25 protein-coding genes are annotated in these 19,225 nt (G+C 37.7%); 16 read left to right on the forward strand and 9 right to left on the reverse strand.

Annotated features, from left to right (window positions below; all coding sequences use genetic code 11):
• Positions 1-278: 278 nt before the first annotated feature.
• From CEQ83_RS04935 to CEQ83_RS04965, 7 genes are all read left to right on the forward strand, one after another.
• On the forward strand, positions 279-821 hold the full coding sequence (locus tag CEQ83_RS04935) for a peroxiredoxin (RefSeq protein WP_014461319.1): 543 nt from the start codon (positions 279-281) through the stop codon (positions 819-821).
• Between the two features lie 119 nt (positions 822-940).
• Complete coding sequence (locus tag CEQ83_RS04940; RefSeq protein WP_013055693.1) at positions 941-1,384, forward strand: TlpA family protein disulfide reductase; 444 nt, start codon at positions 941-943, stop codon at positions 1,382-1,384.
• Between the two features lie 148 nt (positions 1,385-1,532).
• The gene (locus tag CEQ83_RS27560; RefSeq protein ID WP_255293446.1) at positions 1,533-1,667 is read left to right on the forward strand and encodes a hypothetical protein; all 135 of its coding nucleotides are present in this window, start codon (positions 1,533-1,535) and stop codon (positions 1,665-1,667) included.
• Between the two features lie 244 nt (positions 1,668-1,911).
• Positions 1,912-2,523 carry a sigma-70 family RNA polymerase sigma factor gene (locus tag CEQ83_RS04945; protein WP_048020133.1) on the forward strand — a complete coding sequence of 204 codons (612 nt, stop codon included), beginning with the start codon at positions 1,912-1,914 and terminating at the stop codon, positions 2,521-2,523.
• A complete protein-coding gene (locus CEQ83_RS04950; RefSeq protein WP_013055696.1) occupies positions 2,516-2,662 on the forward strand; it encodes a YvrJ family protein in 147 nt (48 codons plus the stop codon). The genes CEQ83_RS04945 and CEQ83_RS04950 overlap by 8 nt, the downstream gene beginning before the upstream one ends.
• A gap of 4 nt (positions 2,663-2,666) precedes the next feature.
• Positions 2,667-2,894 carry a helix-turn-helix domain-containing protein gene (locus tag CEQ83_RS04955; protein WP_013055697.1) on the forward strand — a complete coding sequence of 76 codons (228 nt, stop codon included), beginning with the start codon at positions 2,667-2,669 and terminating at the stop codon, positions 2,892-2,894.
• 377 nt (positions 2,895-3,271) lie between these two features.
• Complete coding sequence (locus CEQ83_RS04965; RefSeq protein WP_226313276.1) at positions 3,272-4,804, forward strand: diguanylate cyclase domain-containing protein; 1,533 nt, start codon at positions 3,272-3,274, stop codon at positions 4,802-4,804.
• Positions 4,805-4,832: 28 nt separating this feature from the next.
• Here the strand turns inward: CEQ83_RS04965 and CEQ83_RS04970 are convergent, their stop codons facing one another.
• The 5 genes from CEQ83_RS04970 to CEQ83_RS04990 form a co-directional block, all read right to left on the reverse strand.
• Positions 4,833-5,006 carry a twin-arginine translocase TatA/TatE family subunit gene (locus CEQ83_RS04970; RefSeq protein ID WP_013055701.1) on the reverse strand — a complete coding sequence of 58 codons (174 nt, stop codon included), beginning with the start codon at positions 5,004-5,006 and terminating at the stop codon, positions 4,833-4,835.
• Positions 5,007-5,079: 73 nt separating this feature from the next.
• A complete protein-coding gene (locus CEQ83_RS04975; protein WP_098999759.1) occupies positions 5,080-5,394 on the reverse strand; it encodes a DMT family transporter in 315 nt (104 codons plus the stop codon).
• Position 5,395: 1 nt separating this feature from the next.
• On the reverse strand, positions 5,396-5,737 hold the full coding sequence (sugE, locus tag CEQ83_RS04980; protein ID WP_155017023.1) for a quaternary ammonium compound efflux SMR transporter SugE: 342 nt from the start codon (positions 5,735-5,737) through the stop codon (positions 5,396-5,398).
• A gap of 42 nt (positions 5,738-5,779) precedes the next feature.
• Complete coding sequence (locus CEQ83_RS04985; protein ID WP_155017024.1) at positions 5,780-6,370, reverse strand: TetR/AcrR family transcriptional regulator; 591 nt, start codon at positions 6,368-6,370, stop codon at positions 5,780-5,782.
• Positions 6,371-6,453: 83 nt separating this feature from the next.
• The gene (locus CEQ83_RS04990) at positions 6,454-7,107 is read right to left on the reverse strand and encodes a hypothetical protein (protein WP_098999758.1); all 654 of its coding nucleotides are present in this window, start codon (positions 7,105-7,107) and stop codon (positions 6,454-6,456) included.
• A 908-nt stretch (positions 7,108-8,015) separates the two neighbouring features.
• On the opposite strand from CEQ83_RS04990, the gene pgsB reads away from it, so the two are divergent.
• The 6 genes from pgsB (at position 8,016) to CEQ83_RS05020 (ending at position 14,402) form a co-directional block, all read left to right on the forward strand.
• On the forward strand, positions 8,016-9,197 hold the full coding sequence (gene pgsB, locus CEQ83_RS04995; protein ID WP_014461310.1) for a poly-gamma-glutamate synthase PgsB: 1,182 nt from the start codon (positions 8,016-8,018) through the stop codon (positions 9,195-9,197).
• 16 nt (positions 9,198-9,213) lie between these two features.
• Entirely contained in the window at positions 9,214-9,663 is a 450-nt protein-coding gene (pgsC, locus tag CEQ83_RS05000) for a poly-gamma-glutamate biosynthesis protein PgsC (protein WP_013055707.1), read from the forward strand.
• Between the two features lie 40 nt (positions 9,664-9,703).
• Positions 9,704-10,900, forward strand: a complete 1,197-nt coding sequence (locus CEQ83_RS05005) for a CapA family protein (RefSeq protein WP_154991671.1) — start codon at positions 9,704-9,706, stop codon at positions 10,898-10,900.
• Positions 10,901-10,929: 29 nt separating this feature from the next.
• Positions 10,930-12,492, forward strand: coding sequence for a gamma-glutamyltransferase family protein (locus CEQ83_RS05010; RefSeq protein WP_115653184.1), 1,563 nt, complete (start codon positions 10,930-10,932; stop codon positions 12,490-12,492).
• Positions 12,493-12,512: 20 nt separating this feature from the next.
• The gene (locus tag CEQ83_RS05015) at positions 12,513-12,716 is read left to right on the forward strand and encodes a CapE family protein (protein ID WP_014461308.1); all 204 of its coding nucleotides are present in this window, start codon (positions 12,513-12,515) and stop codon (positions 12,714-12,716) included.
• A gap of 123 nt (positions 12,717-12,839) precedes the next feature.
• A complete protein-coding gene (locus tag CEQ83_RS05020) occupies positions 12,840-14,402 on the forward strand; it encodes a gamma-glutamyltransferase family protein (protein WP_098626051.1) in 1,563 nt (520 codons plus the stop codon).
• Positions 14,403-14,428: 26 nt separating this feature from the next.
• Here the strand turns inward: CEQ83_RS05020 and CEQ83_RS05025 are convergent, their stop codons facing one another.
• The gene (locus CEQ83_RS05025; protein WP_028412243.1) at positions 14,429-14,878 is read right to left on the reverse strand and encodes a staygreen family protein; all 450 of its coding nucleotides are present in this window, start codon (positions 14,876-14,878) and stop codon (positions 14,429-14,431) included.
• Positions 14,879-15,026: 148 nt separating this feature from the next.
• Between CEQ83_RS05025 and CEQ83_RS26940 the strand changes: the two genes are divergently transcribed.
• The 3 genes from CEQ83_RS26940 (at position 15,027) to CEQ83_RS05035 (ending at position 16,679) form a co-directional block, all read left to right on the forward strand.
• Positions 15,027-15,194 (forward strand): hypothetical protein, encoded by a 168-nt coding sequence (locus tag CEQ83_RS26940; protein WP_014461305.1) that lies wholly within the window; start codon positions 15,027-15,029, stop codon positions 15,192-15,194.
• Positions 15,195-15,416: 222 nt separating this feature from the next.
• On the forward strand, positions 15,417-15,890 hold the full coding sequence (locus tag CEQ83_RS05030) for a hypothetical protein (RefSeq protein ID WP_028412244.1): 474 nt from the start codon (positions 15,417-15,419) through the stop codon (positions 15,888-15,890).
• A 129-nt stretch (positions 15,891-16,019) separates the two neighbouring features.
• Positions 16,020-16,679, forward strand: a complete 660-nt coding sequence (locus tag CEQ83_RS05035) for a haloacid dehalogenase type II (protein ID WP_028412245.1) — start codon at positions 16,020-16,022, stop codon at positions 16,677-16,679.
• 30 nt (positions 16,680-16,709) lie between these two features.
• On the opposite strand, the gene CEQ83_RS05040 is transcribed toward CEQ83_RS05035, so the two are convergent.
• From CEQ83_RS05040 to CEQ83_RS05050, 3 genes are all read right to left on the reverse strand, one after another.
• Entirely contained in the window at positions 16,710-16,892 is a 183-nt protein-coding gene (locus CEQ83_RS05040) for a CsbD family protein (RefSeq protein ID WP_014461302.1), read from the reverse strand.
• 140 nt (positions 16,893-17,032) lie between these two features.
• Complete coding sequence (locus CEQ83_RS05045; protein WP_028412246.1) at positions 17,033-17,524, reverse strand: NUDIX hydrolase; 492 nt, start codon at positions 17,522-17,524, stop codon at positions 17,033-17,035.
• 89 nt (positions 17,525-17,613) lie between these two features.
• On the reverse strand, positions 17,614-19,164 hold the full coding sequence (locus CEQ83_RS05050; protein ID WP_033578205.1) for a glycoside hydrolase family 10-like protein: 1,551 nt from the start codon (positions 19,162-19,164) through the stop codon (positions 17,614-17,616).
• Between the last annotated feature and the right edge of the window lie 61 nt (positions 19,165-19,225).

The raw sequence follows: 19,225 nt of genomic DNA on the forward strand, positions 1-19,225 counted from the left end.
TCTTCTATGTTCATTCATCCCTGCATACATAGGATTGATCAAGGGAAAGAATAAAAAGAGTGAGGAATATTCGATAATCAATCCTAGATTAAAATGATTATAAAAAAGTATTGACTATAATAATAGCTCGTGTATAATAAAGAATGTAATCAATAGTTATTACTAGTTTATAATGATACTAATAATCGTTATCAAATAGTAAATAGTGCTGATTGCATTAAAAATAATACATACAAGCATAGGCTTGTTAAATACATTGTACAAGGAGAGGTTTTGACATGGCAGAACGTATGGTAGGAAAACAAGCACCACGCTTCGAAATGGAAGCTGTACTTGCAAATAAGGAATTTGGAAAAGTAAGTTTAGAAGAAAATATGAAAAACGGTAAATGGACAGTATTGTTCTTCTATCCAATGGACTTTACATTCGTATGTCCAACAGAAATTACAGCCCTATCAGATCACTACGAAGAGTTTGAGGATCTAGATGCTGAAGTGGTAGGTGTTTCTACAGATACAATTCATACTCACTTAGCTTGGATTAACACAGATCGTAAAGATAATGGGCTTGGAGATTTAAATTATCCATTAGCTGCAGATCCAACTCATGCAGTAGCACGTGATTACGGCGTATTAATTGAAGAAGAAGGCGTAGCGCTTCGCGGATTATTCATTATTAATCCAGAAGGTGAATTACAATATGCAGTTGTAAACCATAACAACATCGGCCGCAGCGTAGAAGAAACATTACGTGTACTTCAAGCACTTCAAACTGGCGGACTTTGCCCAGCTAACTGGAAACCAGGTCAAAAAACACTTTAATAAATAACGGTAGAGTAGAGGAGAACTTCCTCTACTGCTGCCATTAAAATAGAAAAGATAGTTTTCTAACTGTAAAATACAGAATATTCAGTTTAATTAATGTAGAGGAGGATTTTAACATGAAATTACGTGAACAAATGCCTGAATTAACTGGAGCAACATCTTGGATTAACGACGAAGTAACAAAGGAAGATTTAGTAGGTGATAAAGCAACGCTTATCCACTTTTGGTCAGTAAGCTGCCATTTATGTAAAGAAGCAATGCCTGAAGTTAATGATCTTCGTGATGAGTATGATGATCAATTGAATGTTGTAGCGGTTCATATGCCTCGTTCGGAAGATGACTTAGATATGGGTGTTATTGAGGCAATGGCAATGGGACACGATATTACTCAGCCAATTTATGTAGACAGTGAGCATAAGTTAACAGACGCTTTTGAAAATAAATATGTACCAGCATATTATGTATTTGATAAAGAAGGTCAGCTTCGTCATTTCCAAGCGGGTGGAAATGGAATGCCAATGCTTCGCAAACGTATCAATCGCGTTTTAGGAGAAGAATAATCTATACATGAAGAAGAAATAAAAAGGGCCGGGATAAAAATATTTTAGCCGAAGTGAAAAACGAAACACTGATCAACATGTTTGATTAGTGTTTCGTTTTTTTTGTTATGCAGAACGTAGATTTCATCTGTTTCGTTCCTTCTAGCAGTTGATTAGAGGGCAAGGCGAAGACTCCTGCGGGAAAAGCGGAACAGGTGAGACCCCGCAGGAGCGCCAGCGACGAGGAGGCTCAGCGGCCGCCCGCGGAAAGCGAAGTCTTGCACGGAAATCAACTGCGGTGTAATAAGCAGTCCAGCTCATGTATCCTATTTGTTCGTCTTTAGATTGGATCCATTTCGTTATGTCTCAATCTCTTTTTTTTATTTTTACTGAGTCGTTTTGATTATTAATGAGCATTTCATCATATTGACATAAAAAACCTAATATAGTTAAATTTATATAAGAACAAACGTTCGTTTTTGGTGTTGTTATTTTACTCTTTTCTCCCTTTTTAATAAGTATAAGAAAAAAAGGAGGAGATTTGCACAATGACTCAGCTCTATTCGCAGCAAGAAAAGCGGCACGACAAAGAATGTACCTTTCATACATTTCTTACAAACCACAGCGCAACTCTTCAGACTCATATAATGAATACATTTTTGACACCAGAACGCTATGAGCGATTACAAAAAGCGGTTGTTAAAAATGATACAAAAGAACAAAGACTTCTAAACAAAGAATTTCATCAGTTTTATAGTGAAGTTAGATTGCTTCATTATATTAACAAGCTTTGCAGACATTATTCCAGAGATGTTATGCGTGTAAAAGAAAAAGAGCGTTCATATATTCCTCTTCGCCTGCAGCAGCCGGCTGCGCTAGATGGAAATCGAACAGTTGAAGATATGCTAGGAGTACAGGACGGAGCTGTATGGGAGCATGAATTTTTAGGAAATCAACTTGAAAATCGTATTCTTCATCATGCATTTCGCCAATTAACGGCCAAGCAGCAGTGTATGTTGCACTTGATTATTGTCGAACGCTGGACTCATAAAGAAATAGCTGCTTATTTTTCTATTTCTCAGCAAGCGGTTTCTAACCATTACCAACGTGCGCTAAGCAAGTTGAAAAAAATTATGAAGGTGAGTGATAGATATGTTTGATCCTCAATGGCTTCAACTTGTTGGAAACGTAGGATTTCCCGCTGTCCTTTCTTTTTATTTATTACTGCGTGTAGAAAACAATATAAAGCGACTCGAAGAAAAAGTGGAAGAATTAACAACTGACTTAAGAAAGAAGTGAAGAAATGGAAACTCTATATGAGCTTGTAAATAAAGTGAAAGCCGGAGATGAAGAAGCGTCAAGGCGTTTATTAAAAAAGCTGGAACCAAAACTAAATAAAGCTGTCCAAAGCTTTTCACTGCATGAGAGAGAAGACGTAAAGCAAGATTTAAAGATTAAAATTCTTTCCGCTGTTAAGACGTTTGATTTTTCCAAAACGCCAGGGCTTTGGGAATTTTTACGCCATAAATAAAAAAGAGCGCTCGTTGTATCGACGCTCTTTTTTTTATTTTTGCTGCATTTCGACTACGTACCTTTCAGTGAAAAATACAAAAAATAGAAAATGGATAAATATTTTAAAAAAGGTAAAAGGTGATGTGTACACATAGAGTTTAGTAGTATACTAACAAGTAGAATTTCTTGTAGAAAAGGAAGATAAACACTCTTTATATAGTGAGGATGGTCGGCAACAAATAGAGTATAGAACAGTTTTATTTAATGAAGAAAAAAAATGATAGTACTGTTCGATAAATCAAACAGTACTAGTTATAAAAAAGCAGCTGTAAACAATATGTAAGCTAAGAAGCCTATTGTTTTTGTTTTAGCTTTTGGAAAGAGGTGAAGAATAGAGTGAGTCAACTTCTCTTTAATATCACGTTAATTATTTCTTTCTTGTTTGCTGCGAGTATAGTTCGAGAGCAAATCATTTATAGAGTAGAAGGAATAAAACGGTATAAAATGTATCGCTTAATTTATTACGGATGTTCTTATGGACTATTAGGCAGCATTTTAATGATATATACAATTAAAATAGATTCTACTATTATTCTTGACCTTCGCTTTTTAGCGGTGACAATTGTTTGTCTTTATGCAGGAATGATACCGGCTATCATTGCAGCTTGTATTATAGGAGTAATGCGTTTGCTTTTATTTGGAATTACGGAAAGCGGAATAATAGGCGCTGCTACAATTATCGTAATGGCTTTACTGTCTGGGTGGACGGTTCGCTTACCTTATCGTCCATTTATTCGTTTTCAATTAATGAATTCTATTAGCTTGCTTTGCGTATTTTTCTCATTGTCCTTTCTTTTTAAAGATATGAAGCACGCCGCTGCGACTATCGTCTATTTACTCCCTGCTTCCTTTATAGGGGGGTGTTTAGTGTATCTAGCAGGTAGATATATATATGTATCTCGCGTAACGACAAGTCAGCATAAAAAACTGTCTAAAATGTTTTCGGTTATGGTTCAAAATGCAAAGACAGGTACCATGATTGAAACGCCGGAGCGCGAAGTAGCCGTTATTAATCAAACTTTTTGTGACATGTTTGATATACCCGGGCCTCCTAATCAATATGTTGGACTGGAAAGTAATCAGCTGTTTTTATCTCACGCTCCTATGTTGAAAGATCCTGCTAGGTTTTTAAAAACGGTAGAAAGCACCGTTTATTCAAAAGAGTCAATAGTAGATGAAGAAATTACGTTTATTAACGGTAAAATTTATGCGCGTGACTACATTCCAATCTATGAAGGTCACGTGTATATTGGCCACTATTGGGAATATCGAGATATTACGGAGAAAAAGAAGGCTGAGTGTGATCTTCTCAAAGCTAATAAAAAGCTTGAAATGCTGTCCATGAAAGATGGCTTAACGGGTCTGAACAACCGCCGATCTCTTGATAAACAGCTGGAAATCGAGTGGGAATACGCACGGAAAGAAAAAGAGCCGCTTTCTTTTCTTTTATTTGATATTGATTATTTTAAAGCGTATAACGATACCTATGGCCATATTCAAGGAGACGAATGCTTAAAAGAAGTAGCGAATATCGCTAAAAGCGTTGTCTTTGACGAATCGGTTTTTGTCGCAAGATACGGAGGAGAAGAGTTTGGTATATTGCTTCCTCGAGCTAATCAATATGAAGCGATAAAAATGGCAGAAGCTATTAGACAGCAAGTGGAGGGCCGTGGAATTGTCCATCAAGCTTCTGAAGTGTTTAAGTGCGTCACTATCAGCGTTGGAATAATGACAGTCGTTCCATCCGAAAACATACAGCCCATTTCAATTGTTCATCAAGCAGATCTGGCTTTATATGAAGCAAAGCGTACGGGTCGAAATCGAATTTCAGTATATTCTCACCACAAAGAAGCTGACTCAAACGTTTGAGTCAGCTTTTAAAAGAGATATAAGCCTCTTATTTAGGAGGGGCTTTTTCTTTTTCGTCTTCTTCCATAATTCCTTTTGTAGCGTTTTTAAACTCTTTTAACGTTTTTCCAGCAGCTTTTCCTAATTCCGGCAGTTTCTTTGGACCAAAAAGCAATAGAGCGACAAATACAATTAAGGCAATTTCTCCAAACCCAAGGTTCATTGTCATCGTCTCCTATTTTTTGAAAGTGTTTACAAGTTTAGTATAGCACGAAAAGAGGGGAAGTAGTACACCCTTATCCAGTGATTTTAAGGCCGATTACACCTGCTACAATACAAAAAATAAATAGAATTTGACGCATATCTTTTGCTTCGCGAAAGAAAAGCATGCCAAGAAGTACACTTCCGGCAGCGCCTACTCCCGTCCATATACCGTAAGCTGTTCCAAGAGGTATTTCTTTTAACGCTAAGGAGAGAAGATAAAAACTTCCTGCACCGAAAAGGATAAATCCAATTGAAGGAAGCAATCGCTTAAATCCATCCGAAAGTTTTAAGAAAATCACAAATCCCACTTCGCAGAAACCAGCAGCTATTAATGCAATCCAGGCCATGTTACGATTCCTCTCTTTCTGTTTCTTCAGTAGAAATTAACTTTAAACCGATAATTCCAAAAATCATTAATCCTAAAAATAAAATCTTTCCAATATTTACGCCTTCGTCTAAAACGGTCATACCGAGTATCGCTGTACCAGCAGCTCCTATACCAGTGAACACTGCATAAGCTGTTCCCACAGCAATTTTTTTTAAGGCATTTGAAAAGAAATAAAAGCTGATGACAATTGTGACGATCGTAATGATTGTTGGAGTTAATTCAGTAAATCCGTGTGAATATTTTAAGCCGATTGCCCATACAATCTCGAGCAAACCAGCGATAATAAGGTGAATCCAAGCCATTTTAATTCCTCCTTACATAATAATAAGCCCTTTTTACAGGGCCTATTTAGCGCGTATGCCTTCCCAAAATATTGTCCAAGCATCGTGGATTTTTTGATCATAATACTCTGGTTCATAGTAAAAGCGCTGAATGAACAGTCCGTCGGTTAAACAATAAAAGCTATTGATATACAAATCAATCGGACGTTCAATTATTTCGCCTTCAGCCATTCCCTGTGTAAAAATAGCATGCAGAATTTGATCAGACAATCGTTCGCTTCTTAAGAAAATAGCTTTTACTTCCGACTGCAAATGCTCAGGTGGAAACAAAATAAGACGACGGTACATCTGGCCAAAAGAATCTTTTTCAATCATCGTGCAGAAATCTACAACAAAGCAGTGAAGCTGTTCTTTAGCAGACTTTGTTTTATGCTGTTCGTATATAACAGATAACTTTGTTAAAAATAAATTCATTAAATCATGCACGGTTAGTAAAAATAATTCGTCTTTGTTCTTAAAATGAGCGTACAGGGAAGGTTTTTTTATGCCTACTTTTGATGAGATATCAGCAAGCGATGTTTCTGTATAGCCTTTTTCTCCAAAGAGCTCCATTGCGGCAGCTCTAATTTTTTCTACAGTTGATAATTCACTCAAAAAAGCTCCTCCTCAATCTAACTAACGGTCGTTAGGTAAAAGATATCAAATATAAAAAAAAGAAGCAAGGGAATCGCTTCTTTTTAATGTATTTTTACTAAATGACGCTGAGTTAAAAATAAAGAAAAGATAAAAATAAGCTCAAACGTATTTGTTACGGCTGTGCTTGGTATAGGAATTGACACGGCACTTCCTACAATCATCACGGCTACTCCAATCATCATGCTGCTCCACCTGGTCTTGCGAAATAAAGAAATTCCAACAAAAAGCAAAATAATCGCCACAATAAGAACCATAAGAGGAGGACCGGATGATCCCACTAATGTATAGCGAACAATGCCATATTCACGTACAACTTCCATACGCTGACTAATCGTCTCGATTATTTCATAGCTAATTAAGGCAAACGTAGTCAGCAAAAAAACAATGCTGGCAACAGGTTTTTTAGCCCATGTGATCGTCGAATATTTCGCTACGCCATACGCAAAGAGCACCAAAGTAGGGGTAAATAAAGCGTGAAACCAAAAGCGAAGCATGCTGAGTGAACGTAAAGTATCGCCTTCACCGATAAATGAACCAATCCCAATCATTACATTATCGTAAATTAGTCCAGCTATTACTAAAGGAAGAAATAGCATGTAAAACGGCGAAGTGTTTTTTCGTACTACATATATGCTAAAGAAAAACAGGACAATGTAGCAAAAAGAAAATAGAAAATAAAGGATTGTATCAACCATTGTTTTCCTCCTTTTGATGATACTTCTTCTTTTTATGATAACATCATATGCCAAAAAAGTGAGAAATCATGCATTTTTCTAGGCAATCTTAACGGACAAAAGATGCCTTTATCGGTAGAAAGATTCAGAAAATATTGAAATAAAAATAGGAAAAGAGGCCATAGTCAAGAGATTTAGATTTACTGAATTGATTATTAAATAAAGGGAATCTATAAAATAACAACAAAAGAACTAGGTACATATGGAGTCTAAATGCTTATAAAATTAGAAAAAAATATTTAATGTCCTTTCTATTTAAGTAAGTTAAATGTAAGCAGAAAATGATAAATAAATGTATTTTTCTTACTTTTATATCTATCTATCATCCTCACAAGTACGGTTGTTAGACAAATTCAATTGGTATATCCATAAAAAGGAATTAATGGGATAAACTATTTTTTATTCCACCTTTATATTACAAAACGTTTTCTAAAGTTAAGAAATTTTTAATTACGTAATATTTCCGTGTGTTAATTGTAAGAGTGATGTATAAAATATTCCTGTTGTTATGGTAAAAAAAGGTATCAATGGGATTTTTATAGGTAATTAAACTTTAGACCTATTCTGTAAATTTTAAATAAAACGATGAGTTTTTAATTCTGTAAATAGACAATCGGAATTGTAAGAATATATAACATTTGAGCTATTGACCACTAATGAGCGCAGATGATAGTTTTAGAGCTGTTGAAATTGGTACTCGAGTCCATTTTTCAAAGCAGGTGTTTTAGCAGCATGCTAGCGCTGTTAATTGATTAGCTCCCATACATATATAAAGGGAGTGAAACTATGAAATCGTATATCTATCATTATGAATCAAAAGCATTCATAACGTATCCAACAGGAGAAGTTTGGAAGGAGAAGAATGAAACATGATCTTAATTATCCTCTGCTGCCTATTTTTAGTAGGGTATGGCGTTTGGGAGTATCGCAGACATTTACGCAAGCTGCATTCAATTCCTGTACGAGTGAATGTTAATGGTATTCGCGGAAAATCCACCGTTACACGATTGATTACAGGTATTGTAAAAGAAGCAGGTTACAAAACAGTAGGGAAAACGACAGGAACACAAGCACGTATGATCTACTGGCATACAAGTGAAGAAGAACCAATTATTCGTCGTAAAGAAGGTCCGAACATTGGAGAACAGCGACGAGTGGTAAATGAAGTTGCCGATATTGGCGCGGAAGCTCTTATTTGTGAATGTATGGCGGTACAGCCTGATTATCAAATCACATTCCAAAATCAGCTGATTCAAGCCAAGGTAGGCGTTATTGTAAACGTACTAGAAGATCACATGGATGTAATGGGTCCAACTCTAGATGAAGTTGCTCAAGCGTTCACTGCTACTATTCCTTATGATGGTCACCTTGTTACAATTGAAGGTCCATATTTGGAATATTATAAAAAAATAGCCGCAGAGCGCAACACAAAGGTTATTGTAGCTGACAATGATAAAGTATCTGAAGCGTATTTACGTGAATTTGATTATATGGTTTTCCCTGATAATGCTTCCATCGGTTTAGCAGTAGCAGAAGCACTTGGCATCGATGCTGAAACAGCGATGAGAGGAATGTTAAATGCCCAGCCTGACCCAGGAGCTATGAGAATTACAACGTTTGGCGATGAAAAAAATCCAGCATTTTTAGTGAATGGATTTGCTGCCAACGACGCTTCTTCCACGCTTCGTATTTGGGAACGTGTAGATTCAATGAACTATAGTGAAAAGCTTCCTATTGTCATTATGAACTGCCGTCCGGACCGTGTAGATCGCACCGAGCAATTTGCTGAAGATGTAATGCCATACATTGAAGCGGATGTAATGATTGCAATTGGTCAGACGACCTCACCAATCGCTGCTGCACACCAAAGAGGCGAATTACCAACAAAAGAATTCTGGGATATGGAAGGCGCTTCTACAGAAGAAATTTTAGAGCGCATGAAGCCTTATTTAAAAGATCGTATCGTATACGGTGTCGGAAATATCCACGGTTCAGCCGAGCCGCTTGTTGAAGCTATTATTGAAATGAAAAAGATGAGAAAAGCAGTTTAATCTAGGAGGCCATTTCATGTTCGGATCAGATTTATATATTGCCCTTGTGTTAGGGGTTACACTAAGCTTAATTTTTACAGAAAAAACGGGCGTATTGCCAGCCGGTCTTATCGTACCGGGGTATTTAGCTCTTGTATTTGATCAGCCAATTACCATTTTAATGATTTTCTTAATTAGTATTTTAACTTATGTTATCGTCGTGTACGGAATCTCAAAAGTAGTTATTTTATATGGACGTCGCAAATTTACAGCGATGTTAATTACGGGTATTGTGATTAAAGTTGCATTTGATTATTTCTTCCCGATCTTGCCGTTTGAAGTGTTTGAATTACGCGGAATTGGTATCATTGTACCGGGCTTAATTGCAAATACAATGCAAAAGCAAGGTCTTCCTTTAACAGTTGGAACAACGGTTTTATTAAGTGGTGTAACATTTGGAATTATGCAAGTTTATTATTTATTTTAATACACAAACAAACCGCAGCTGGTAAAGGAAGGTGAAAGCGTTGAAAGAGAAAAAATTAAACTTTCAAGAAAAAGTATTGATGTTTATAAAGAAAACAAAGCCTACAACGGGCAAGCAAGCTCTTATCTTAACGCCAATTTTAATCGTAATTTTAGCTCTTTCAGGATGGATGGAGCGTTCGGACGCTCTTGAAAACCCTGAGACGGCTAATCCAGAGGCCAATAATGATTTAACCATGACTATGGTCGGAGACATTATGATGGGTCGCCATGTAAGAGAAGTAACTGAACGCTACGGAGAAGATTTTGTATTCCGCAACGTGGAGCCGTTCTTTAAAAATTCGGATTACGTAAGCGGGAACTACGAAACGCCGATTTTAACAAACGACGTAGATTCATATAAAGCAATGGAAAAAGGTATTCATTTATATAGTAAGCCTGCTGATCTAGCGACCGTTAAAAATGCAGGTTTCGACGTATTAAACTTAGCGAACAACCATTCAATGGACTACAGTGCAAAAGGGTTAGAAGATACGATCTCGACTTTTGAAGCAAACAAATTAGATTTTGTTGGTGCTGGCCGTAACTCTGAAGAAGCAAAGCATATTTCATATAAAGATGCTGACGGCATCCGCATTGCAACCGTAGGGTTTACGGATGTACATTCAGACGGAATGTCCGCTGGAAAAAACAACCCAGGTATTTTAAAAGCAGATCCGGATCTTATTTTCAGCACGATCCAGCAAGCGAAAGCAAATGCTGATTTAGTTGTAGTAAATGCCCACTGGGGTGAAGAATACGATGCACAGCCAAGTCCTCGTCAAGAAGGACTAGCAAAAGCGATGGTAGACGCTGGTGCGGACATTATCATCGGTCACCATCCGCACGTTCTACAGTCATACGATGTATATAAAGGTTCGGTTATTTTCTATAGCTTAGGAAACTTTATCTTTGACCAAGGATGGTCAAGTACAAAAAATACAGCGATGGTTCAGTATCATTTAAACAAGCAGGGCCAAGCTAAAATTGATGTTATTCCAATGGTTATTAAAGCAGGTACACCAACTCCAACGGATAACCCTTGGCGCATGAAGCGTATTTATAACGATTTAAACAAGTTTTCTTCAAACCCTGAACTGTTAGAAAAAGAACGAAACAAGTTTGAATTAAACTTAGATCATTCTCGCATTGTAAAACATGCAGAGGAGCGCAAAAAAAAAGAAGCACAAGCTAACTAATAGCCCGTCATACACAGAGGAGGTAAAAGATGATAAATAAACGTAATACGATTATTGTTTCCATTGTCATCTTTTCACTCATAGTAGGTGTATGTGTTTATCAATTTATGTTTCCAAAACAAGAATATGCAGTAAGTACTTCAGATCCTCGCGCCACAAAAGTAGGTATGGAAATTCTTAAACAAGGCGGTACAGCAGTTGATGCAGCCATTGCCATTTCCTACACGCTTGGTGTTGTGGAACCGTACGGATCAGGACTTGGGGGAGGCGGCGGAATGCTGATTGATCCAGCAGATGCCTCTCCAACATTTATTGACTACCGAGAAATTGCACCTAAGAATGATAAAGAAGATGAGATTGGCGTACCAGGGTTCGTCGCTGGTATGGATTATATTCAGCACCACTACGGATCTCTGTCGATGAGCAAACTAATCGACCCGGCCATTAACTATGCCGAGAAGGGGTACAAAGTGGACAAAGATTTGCACGATAGGCTGGTTTCATACAAAGGTAATGTGAATGAAGATGAAATTCCTAGCTTTTACCCAGATAAAGACGCCATTAACACAGGTGAAATTGTCAAACAGCATGAATTAGCGAACACGCTGCAAAAGATTAAGGAAGAAGGGCCAAATGCTTTTTATAGAGGGAAAATTGCAGACGATATTACAGAAGAAACGAAAGTAAGTCACAAAGACTTGCGAAAGTATGCGCCTGTTGAGCGCAAACCTCTATCAACTAATTATAAAGGTCATCAAATTATTTCAGCACCTCCTCCTTTTGCTGGTGCTACGCTCATTCAAATGTTAAAAATGACGGATCAAGAAGATATTTGGAAGCTGAAGGAATCGCATCCTAGTCTTTATTATCATTTTCTTGGTCAAATTTCAAAAGTAGCTTATCAAGACCGCTTGAAGAAAATTGCCGATCCGGCTTTTATAAAAGAAACGCCAAATGATTGGATCGACGATCACTACGTGCATTTACTTCGTAATAAATTAAATAATACTGAAACAGATCACACCAAAGTAAGCGACGTCGAAGAACATGAAAGTACCACTCATTTTGTTGTGATGGACGGTGACGGAACCGTTGTATCGACAACGAATACGCTGAGTAATTTCTTCGGCAGCGGTGAATATGTAGATGGATTCTTTTTGAATAATACGCTCAATACGTTTGGACAAGGAATTAACAAGCGTGAACCTGGTAAGCGTCCAAGAACATTTACAGCCCCTACCATTATTCGTGAAGGTGATGAATGGGTAATGTCGATTGGCACCCCGGGAGGAAATCGTATTCCGCAAGTGTTAACGCAAGTAATTGGGGATTATTTTGAGGACAAAGATTCCATTAAAAACGCAGTAGAAAACAAGCGTGTCATTTTTGATTCTCATAAGTTTTATTCAGAAGCTAAGCTTAAACAGTCAACTAAAGATGGTTTAAAAACGTACGGCTATGACTTGAAAAACAATGATAACGCGATGTTTTACGGAGGCGTTCAAGCTCTTGTGAAAGACTTAAAGAAAAATCAAATTCAAGGTGACGCTGATCCGCGCCGCCACGGTTTATGGGAAAAAAGTACAGACTAATTTAATTGGAGGAATAGAAAATGATCGCAAAACGTATCGTAGGGATTGTAGGACCAATTGCTATTGTAGCAGGAGTAGTAGCAGGACTTGGAGCTTTAAAACATCCGGCTACTCTTTCAACAGATGAACAGCAAAAAATCGAAAATAACGTAAAAATGATTGAACAAACAAAATCTGCTGCTACAGATGCAGTAAATGATGCTGCAGCAGCTTCTGGGAAATAAAACATATATAGTAATAAAAAGGCATCGTCCGGGGCGATGTCTTTTTTGTGTGCAATTTAATGTATGGATAAAAATGAAAGCGCTTCACAAAATATACATATGAGTAAAAATGGAGGGGAATGTGTGAATAGAAAATTACTGTTATTTAATATTGTTGCTGTTTTGTTGTTAATCGGGGTTATAGCCGCTTTTTTTATGACTCAATCGAGTACAGATCTTAGTCCTAACAAGCTGCTTAAAAAAAATAATGATCATTCTTATGGTGTGAGTTCATCGAATTCTCTGGCAGCAAATGTAGGGATGGACGTATTAAAAGAAGGCGGGAATGCAGTAGATGCGGCCATTGCTATTTCGTATGCCCTCAATGTAGTCGAACCTTTTGGATCCGGAATTGGCGGAGGTGGAGGTATGCTGATTGCCAAAAAAGATCAGCCTGCTACCTTTATCGATTACCGGGAAACCGCTCCAACTTCTATGAGCGGTAAAAACGGCGTGCCGGGATTTGTGGCTGGCATGGAATATATTCAGCAGAAGTATGGCACAAAATCAATGAGTGATTTAATTCAGCCGGCCGTTGAATACGCTGAAAAAGGGTTTGAAGTAGACTCTCTTTTATCTTCGCGATTGTATTATTCTAGAGGAAGGATGGATGTGGATGATCTATCTGCTTTTTATCCGAAGGGAGAAGCAATCGAAGAAGGAGAAACGCTGTCCCAGCCAGTGTTGGCTAAAACGTTAATTAAGATTCAGCGAGAAGGTGCATCTGCATTTTATAAAGGAGATTTGGCACAAGATCTTGCTGATGCAACGCCTATTTCTAAAAAAGACCTATCTTCCTATCAAGTGACAGAAACCAAGCCTGTCGTTTCTGCTTACAATGGAACGGAAGTGATTTCAGCGCCTCCGCCTTTTTCCGGGATTACACTGATTCAAATGTTAAAAATGGCAGAGAAAGAAAATCTTGAAACAATGCCTGACAAAGACTATTACGAAACGATGAACAGAATTAAAAAAGCAGCTTACTCCGACCGGTTAAAACAAATCGGCGATCCTGACTTTCATAATCAAAACTCAAGTGAGTTAGTTAGTGATGATTATATAACAAACCTGGTCAATCACCCGACAAGTTCTTCAGGTGAAGGGGATGAAGAACACGAAAGTACAACACATTTTGTAGTTATTGATTCAGAAGGAACCGTCGTATCAACAACCAATACGTTAAGTAACTTCTTTGGTACAGGCGAACAAGTTGACGGTTTTTTTCTTAATAACAATGCTGATACGTTTGGAAGCAAAGAACCGAATAATCGTGAGCCAGGAAAAAGAGCAAGAACCTTTACAGCTCCAACTATTATAAGAGAAAAAGGCGAGTGGGCGATGGGGATAGGTTCTCCTGGCGGAACACGGATTCCTCAAATTTTAACTCAGGTACTTTCTAAAAATCTTGAAGGAAATGAACCGCTTCAAGAAGCTGTAAATGAACCGCGATTTATTTTTGACGATTCGACTATTTATATAGAGCCTGATTTAGATACAAAAAATATCCCTTCTGCGTTTCGGATAGAAACAAAGGAAAGCGACGTCTTTTATGGAGGTATCCAAGCGTTAACCATTAATTTTCAAGATAAACAAATGGAAGGGGCGGGAGACCCTAGAAGAAATGGAGTTTGGAAAACAGGAGATTAACGAAGTAAAGATCCCTTCTCATATGCTTAGGCATAGTGAGAAGGCGTTTGAAAATATCGAATGGAATGAAATTCTTTGTCACTGGAATGAAAATGTACGTAAATGGGGGAACGATCTAAAGCAGGGTGAGCGTTGAAAAACGTGGCATCACCGTAGCGCAATGCTTTTAGTAAGTAAGGCATTTCTTGTTTGAAAATAGCATACCGTATGGCTTGAACAGACTTTTCCGTGTGTTCATTTCCAATAAATACGTATACATACAGCGTATCAACACCGTCTTTGTGGAGCCATTCGGCAAAAAGCTCATTTCGCTGCTCATTTAATTGATCAACAGCAAACTTTTCGTCGATCCAAAGAAATAAATCGTCTGTTTGTTCAGAATGGGTGAGCGTATAGCGACGCCCAATAAAAGGAAAGGTGGGCGTGCTTCCTTGCCGGTATGTGACGCTAAATTGCTGAGGATTAAAAGCAGACAAAGGGCATCTTCCTTTCACGCTTTTAAGTAGTTTATGCATAAAAAAGAGAAATTTCACACATTCGTCAAGAATTTTAAGCTGCTTTTTTTACATGCATACTTATGAAAAAGTTGTTACACTGAAGAAAAGAAATAGTGGGTGATAGAAGATGGAGCCGCTGTATATTGTTTTAACGATTTTTTTAGCAGCCATGCTATCGTATGATATTGCTAAATTTGTTCGAGGAGACCGGCCAGATTGGAAAGAGGGTCTCGTGACGGGCCTTGTGTTCGTGGGCTTTTTAGCAGCCATGCAAATGGCTTTTCACATTGTATAGCGCAGAAAGAGGCTGGGACAAACGTAGTTTAGTTGAAGGAAGATCTGAACGGTGAATTGTTCGGATCTTTTATGGTTAAGGTGAACGTAGATTTCATGTGTGTAGTTATGTCTCAATCTCTTTTTTGAGGATATGTCCGATAAGTTTAGTTCGGCAATACTAAAAAGCCCTGATATCGAATAAGCTGTTGTATACTGCATTTTTGATAAAGGGGCTTTTTACTTGTATCGAAAAAAAACACTGCTTTTGAAGCGAAGTTTAGGAGTAGCTGTGTTTCTTGCTTTGATTGCGCTGGGAATTTGGATGTTTCAATTTACATTCTTTTCTCCGAGTCATCAAGCCAAATCTGCTGTAAAAGAATTTTATACGCTAGAACAGGAAGGGAACTTTTCGGAATCATGGAACCTTTTTCATTCGTCCATGAAAAAGAAGTGGACAAAAGGTGCATACATACAAGATCGAGCACACGTATTTCTCAATCATTTCGGAGTAGACACTTTTACGTATTCCATTGAAGATGTTGAAAAAAGAAAGAGCTGGAAGATGGAAAATGATCGTAAAGCGTTTCCTGTTGTTTACGAAATGACCGTTATCCAAACGTATAAAGGGAAATATGGAAACTTTGATTTGGTGCAGAAAGTGTATGCTGTTCGTGAAAAAGGAGAATGGAAAGTCGTGTGGGATTATAAACAGTAGGAGAGCCTGCTGTTTTTTTATCTTCATAAGAAATGAGCATACTTCAGCTGGTAATATGCCTCTTTTTTAACAGAAAAAACGTTATGTTTTTTTACGAGTGGGTAAAATGAAAGAAGGAGGCGAACACAGATGAAATTTAAAACGATTTTATTTGATGCATATGGAACACTGTTTGATGTACATACCGTTATTGAAACGTGTGATAAGCTGTATCCGGAACGAGGAGAAAGTATTAGCCATTTATGGCGTTTGAAGCAAATTGAATATGCAATGCAATATCAGCTGATGGGACGATACGTTGACTTTTATACATTAACAAATCAATCCCTGAAATATGCAGCAGAAGCAAATGATATTGATTTAACGGAACATGAAGAAAAAATGCTGATGAGTGCTTACATGAAGCTGAATGTCTACGATGAGGTCAAAGAGGTGCTCGCCTATTTAAAAGAAAAAGGATATCGTCTGGCTATTTTTACGAATGGTCCTAAGCATATGATTGATCCGCTTGTTTCTTATCACAATATGAATCATTTATTTGAAGACGTTATTTCCATAGACGAAATCAAACAGTACAAGCCTACAATGGCAAGCTATCATTATGCAAAAAATAAAATGAATGCAAAAAGAGAAGAAGTATTGTTTCTGTCATCGAATACATGGGATATTGCCGGTGCTAAAAACTACGGGTTCGCAACGGCTTGGGTTAACCGAAAAGGAAATGTAGCTGAGCATAAAGAGTTGCAGCCAAACGTAATCATTAAAAGCTTAAATCAGCTTATTAAATAAAAAAAGAACGAGCATTAAGCTCGTCCTTTTTTATTTATTGCTAAATGTATCTTTTGTTTCGCCTACTGCTTTTTGAGCATTTCCTTTTGCTTTCTCAGCTTTTCCTTCACGCTGAAGATCGCGGTTATTCGTTGCATTTCCGACTTGATCTTTTACTTCACCTTTAGCTTTTGATACATTTCCTTTAACTTTATCTCCTAAACCTTTACTCATTTTAATCTTCCTTTCTATTAGTGATTAAGTAGTGTTACTTGTCTATTCCACCGTTAGAAAGAAATTAAACATATTTTCTGATTTTGGCCTAAACAGAAGCTAAGCCTGCGATATTTAGAAGTACTGTTTAGTCACTATCATCATTCGGAGGTTTTAAGTTCCCACTCATCATAAATCTGAGATTCATAAGGCCATGATAATAAGCTTAAAGATTCCACTGCTTTTAGAACAAGAGGAGAAGCATTATCGATGTTAAGATCTTGGGGTGCAATCCACAATGCTTCCAAAGAATCTTGTCCTTCAAACTGGACGGGGTTGGAAAGAAGCTCACCGCCGGCAATGTCTACGTAATAAAAAACAGCAATGTGATGTACATGGGTAAATTCTTTCCACTTACAGGGATACTGAAAATCCGTTGTACCGGCTTGAGAAATAATAGTAATTTCAAAGCCAGTTTCTTCACTAAATTCTCTTTTCATCGCATCTGTTAATGTTTCACCGTGTTCTAGCTGTCCACCTGGCAAATCAAAGCGATGAATATACGGCCCTCTATTTTTTCGAATAACAAGCAGCTTGTCATCTCGCATACAAATTCCATATACGCCAAAGGCGCGATCATAGTTTGGTTCCATCTTTTTTCACTACTTTCTATAACAGAATGGCTTGATAAAGCATCATTTGATTTCTTTATCCTACCATACATTTTGTTATAGAACCTTTTTTAATGAGGTGCTTTTACAGTAAGCGTACGGGAAACAGCACTTTCGTTATGCAAACGGTCAACAGAGGTTACAACATATGTGTATGTTTGATTTTTGAGTGCGCTTTGATCTACAAATAATTGTGTTTCTCCTGTTTTTCGAACGGTTGTCAGTAAGTTTTCTGCGTTGTTGATGTCACCTCGTTTATTGCCTTGGAAGCGATAAATGGCATAATAGGCGGAATCATTCTGCTGATGATCTCGAATTTCAAACGCCGCTTCTTTTGTATGAGGGCCCGCGTTTTTTAATTTTGGTGCTTTTGGAGCCGTATCATCAAGCCAAGGCATTGCCGGAATAAGAGCAGGATGTTTATAAATATCGTTTTGCAGCTTATCTTTTATTCCTAGTGGGTTTCGGTTCAAATCTTTCAGGCTAAAATGCATGCTCCCATGTACTTCTGGAAATTGATGATTAAGAGCAATTTGCCTTGGATACTCATCGGGATCAGACCATGCTTCCACCGCGTTGTTATTAATTTTATAAGCAGCTTGTCCAATATAAAGGTGAACTGGCTTTCCGCGAACTTCATCTCTCCACCAGTTGAGCAGCGTATCGTAAGCAGCGGGTTCAAATCCAATATTCCAATAAATTTGCGGAGTGATGTAATCAATATATCCATTTTGAATCCACGTACGCGTATCAGCATACAAATCATCGTAGTTTGTTTGTCCAGCAGTCGTCTCAGAGCCAGTTGGATCATTAGCGATGTTTCTCCACACGCCGAACGGACTGATGCCAAACTTCACGTATGATTTTGTTCTTTTAATAGCCGTATTTAAATCTCGAACAAGCTGATTAACATTGTCTCGGCGCCAGTCTTCAATATTCGAAAACGTTTGAGCACCGTAGGTTTGATACGTTTTTTGATCAGGGAACGTTTGACCTGCAATTTTGTAAGGATAAAAATAGTCATCCATATGAACAGCATCAATATCATAGTTTCTTACGACTTCGAGCACTTCTTCAATAATAAAGTTTTTTACTTCGGGAATACCTGGGTTGTAGTAGAGTTGTTTTCCATAGGAGACGACCCAATCAGGATGTTGTTTGGCAGGATGATTATCGGCAAGTTTGTTTAAATCAGTATGATTCATGGTAATGCGGTAAGGGTTAAACCATGCGTGGAATTCTAAGTTGCGCTTATGTGCTTCCTCCACCATAAAAGCTAGAGGATCGTAGCCGGGATCTTTACCTTGTGTACCCGTTAAATATTCTGACCACGGGCCATATTTCGACGGATAAAAGGAATCAGCGGTAGGTTTAATTTGAACGACCACAGCATTCATTCCCATCTTTTGTACTTCATCTAGCAAATAGGTAAACTCTTTTTTTTGCTGCTCAACCGGAAGACCAGGCTGAGAAGGCCAGTCAATATTGTATACGCTTGCAATCCAAGCCGCTCGAAGCTCCCGTTTTTGATACGTAGTAGGTACGTCTGCTTTAGCAGGTAATGTGCTCGAACAAAACAGCAGCAAAAACAAGATGCCTCCAATCCATTTTTTTATATGCATGTTCGTTCCTCCTTCTTTTTTGGTTGAGATAAAATTTCTTTCATAATATAGCATGCGGTCG

Source organism: Priestia megaterium (genome assembly GCF_009497655.1).
GTDB lineage: Bacteria > Bacillota > Bacilli > Bacillales > Bacillaceae_H > Priestia > Priestia zanthoxyli.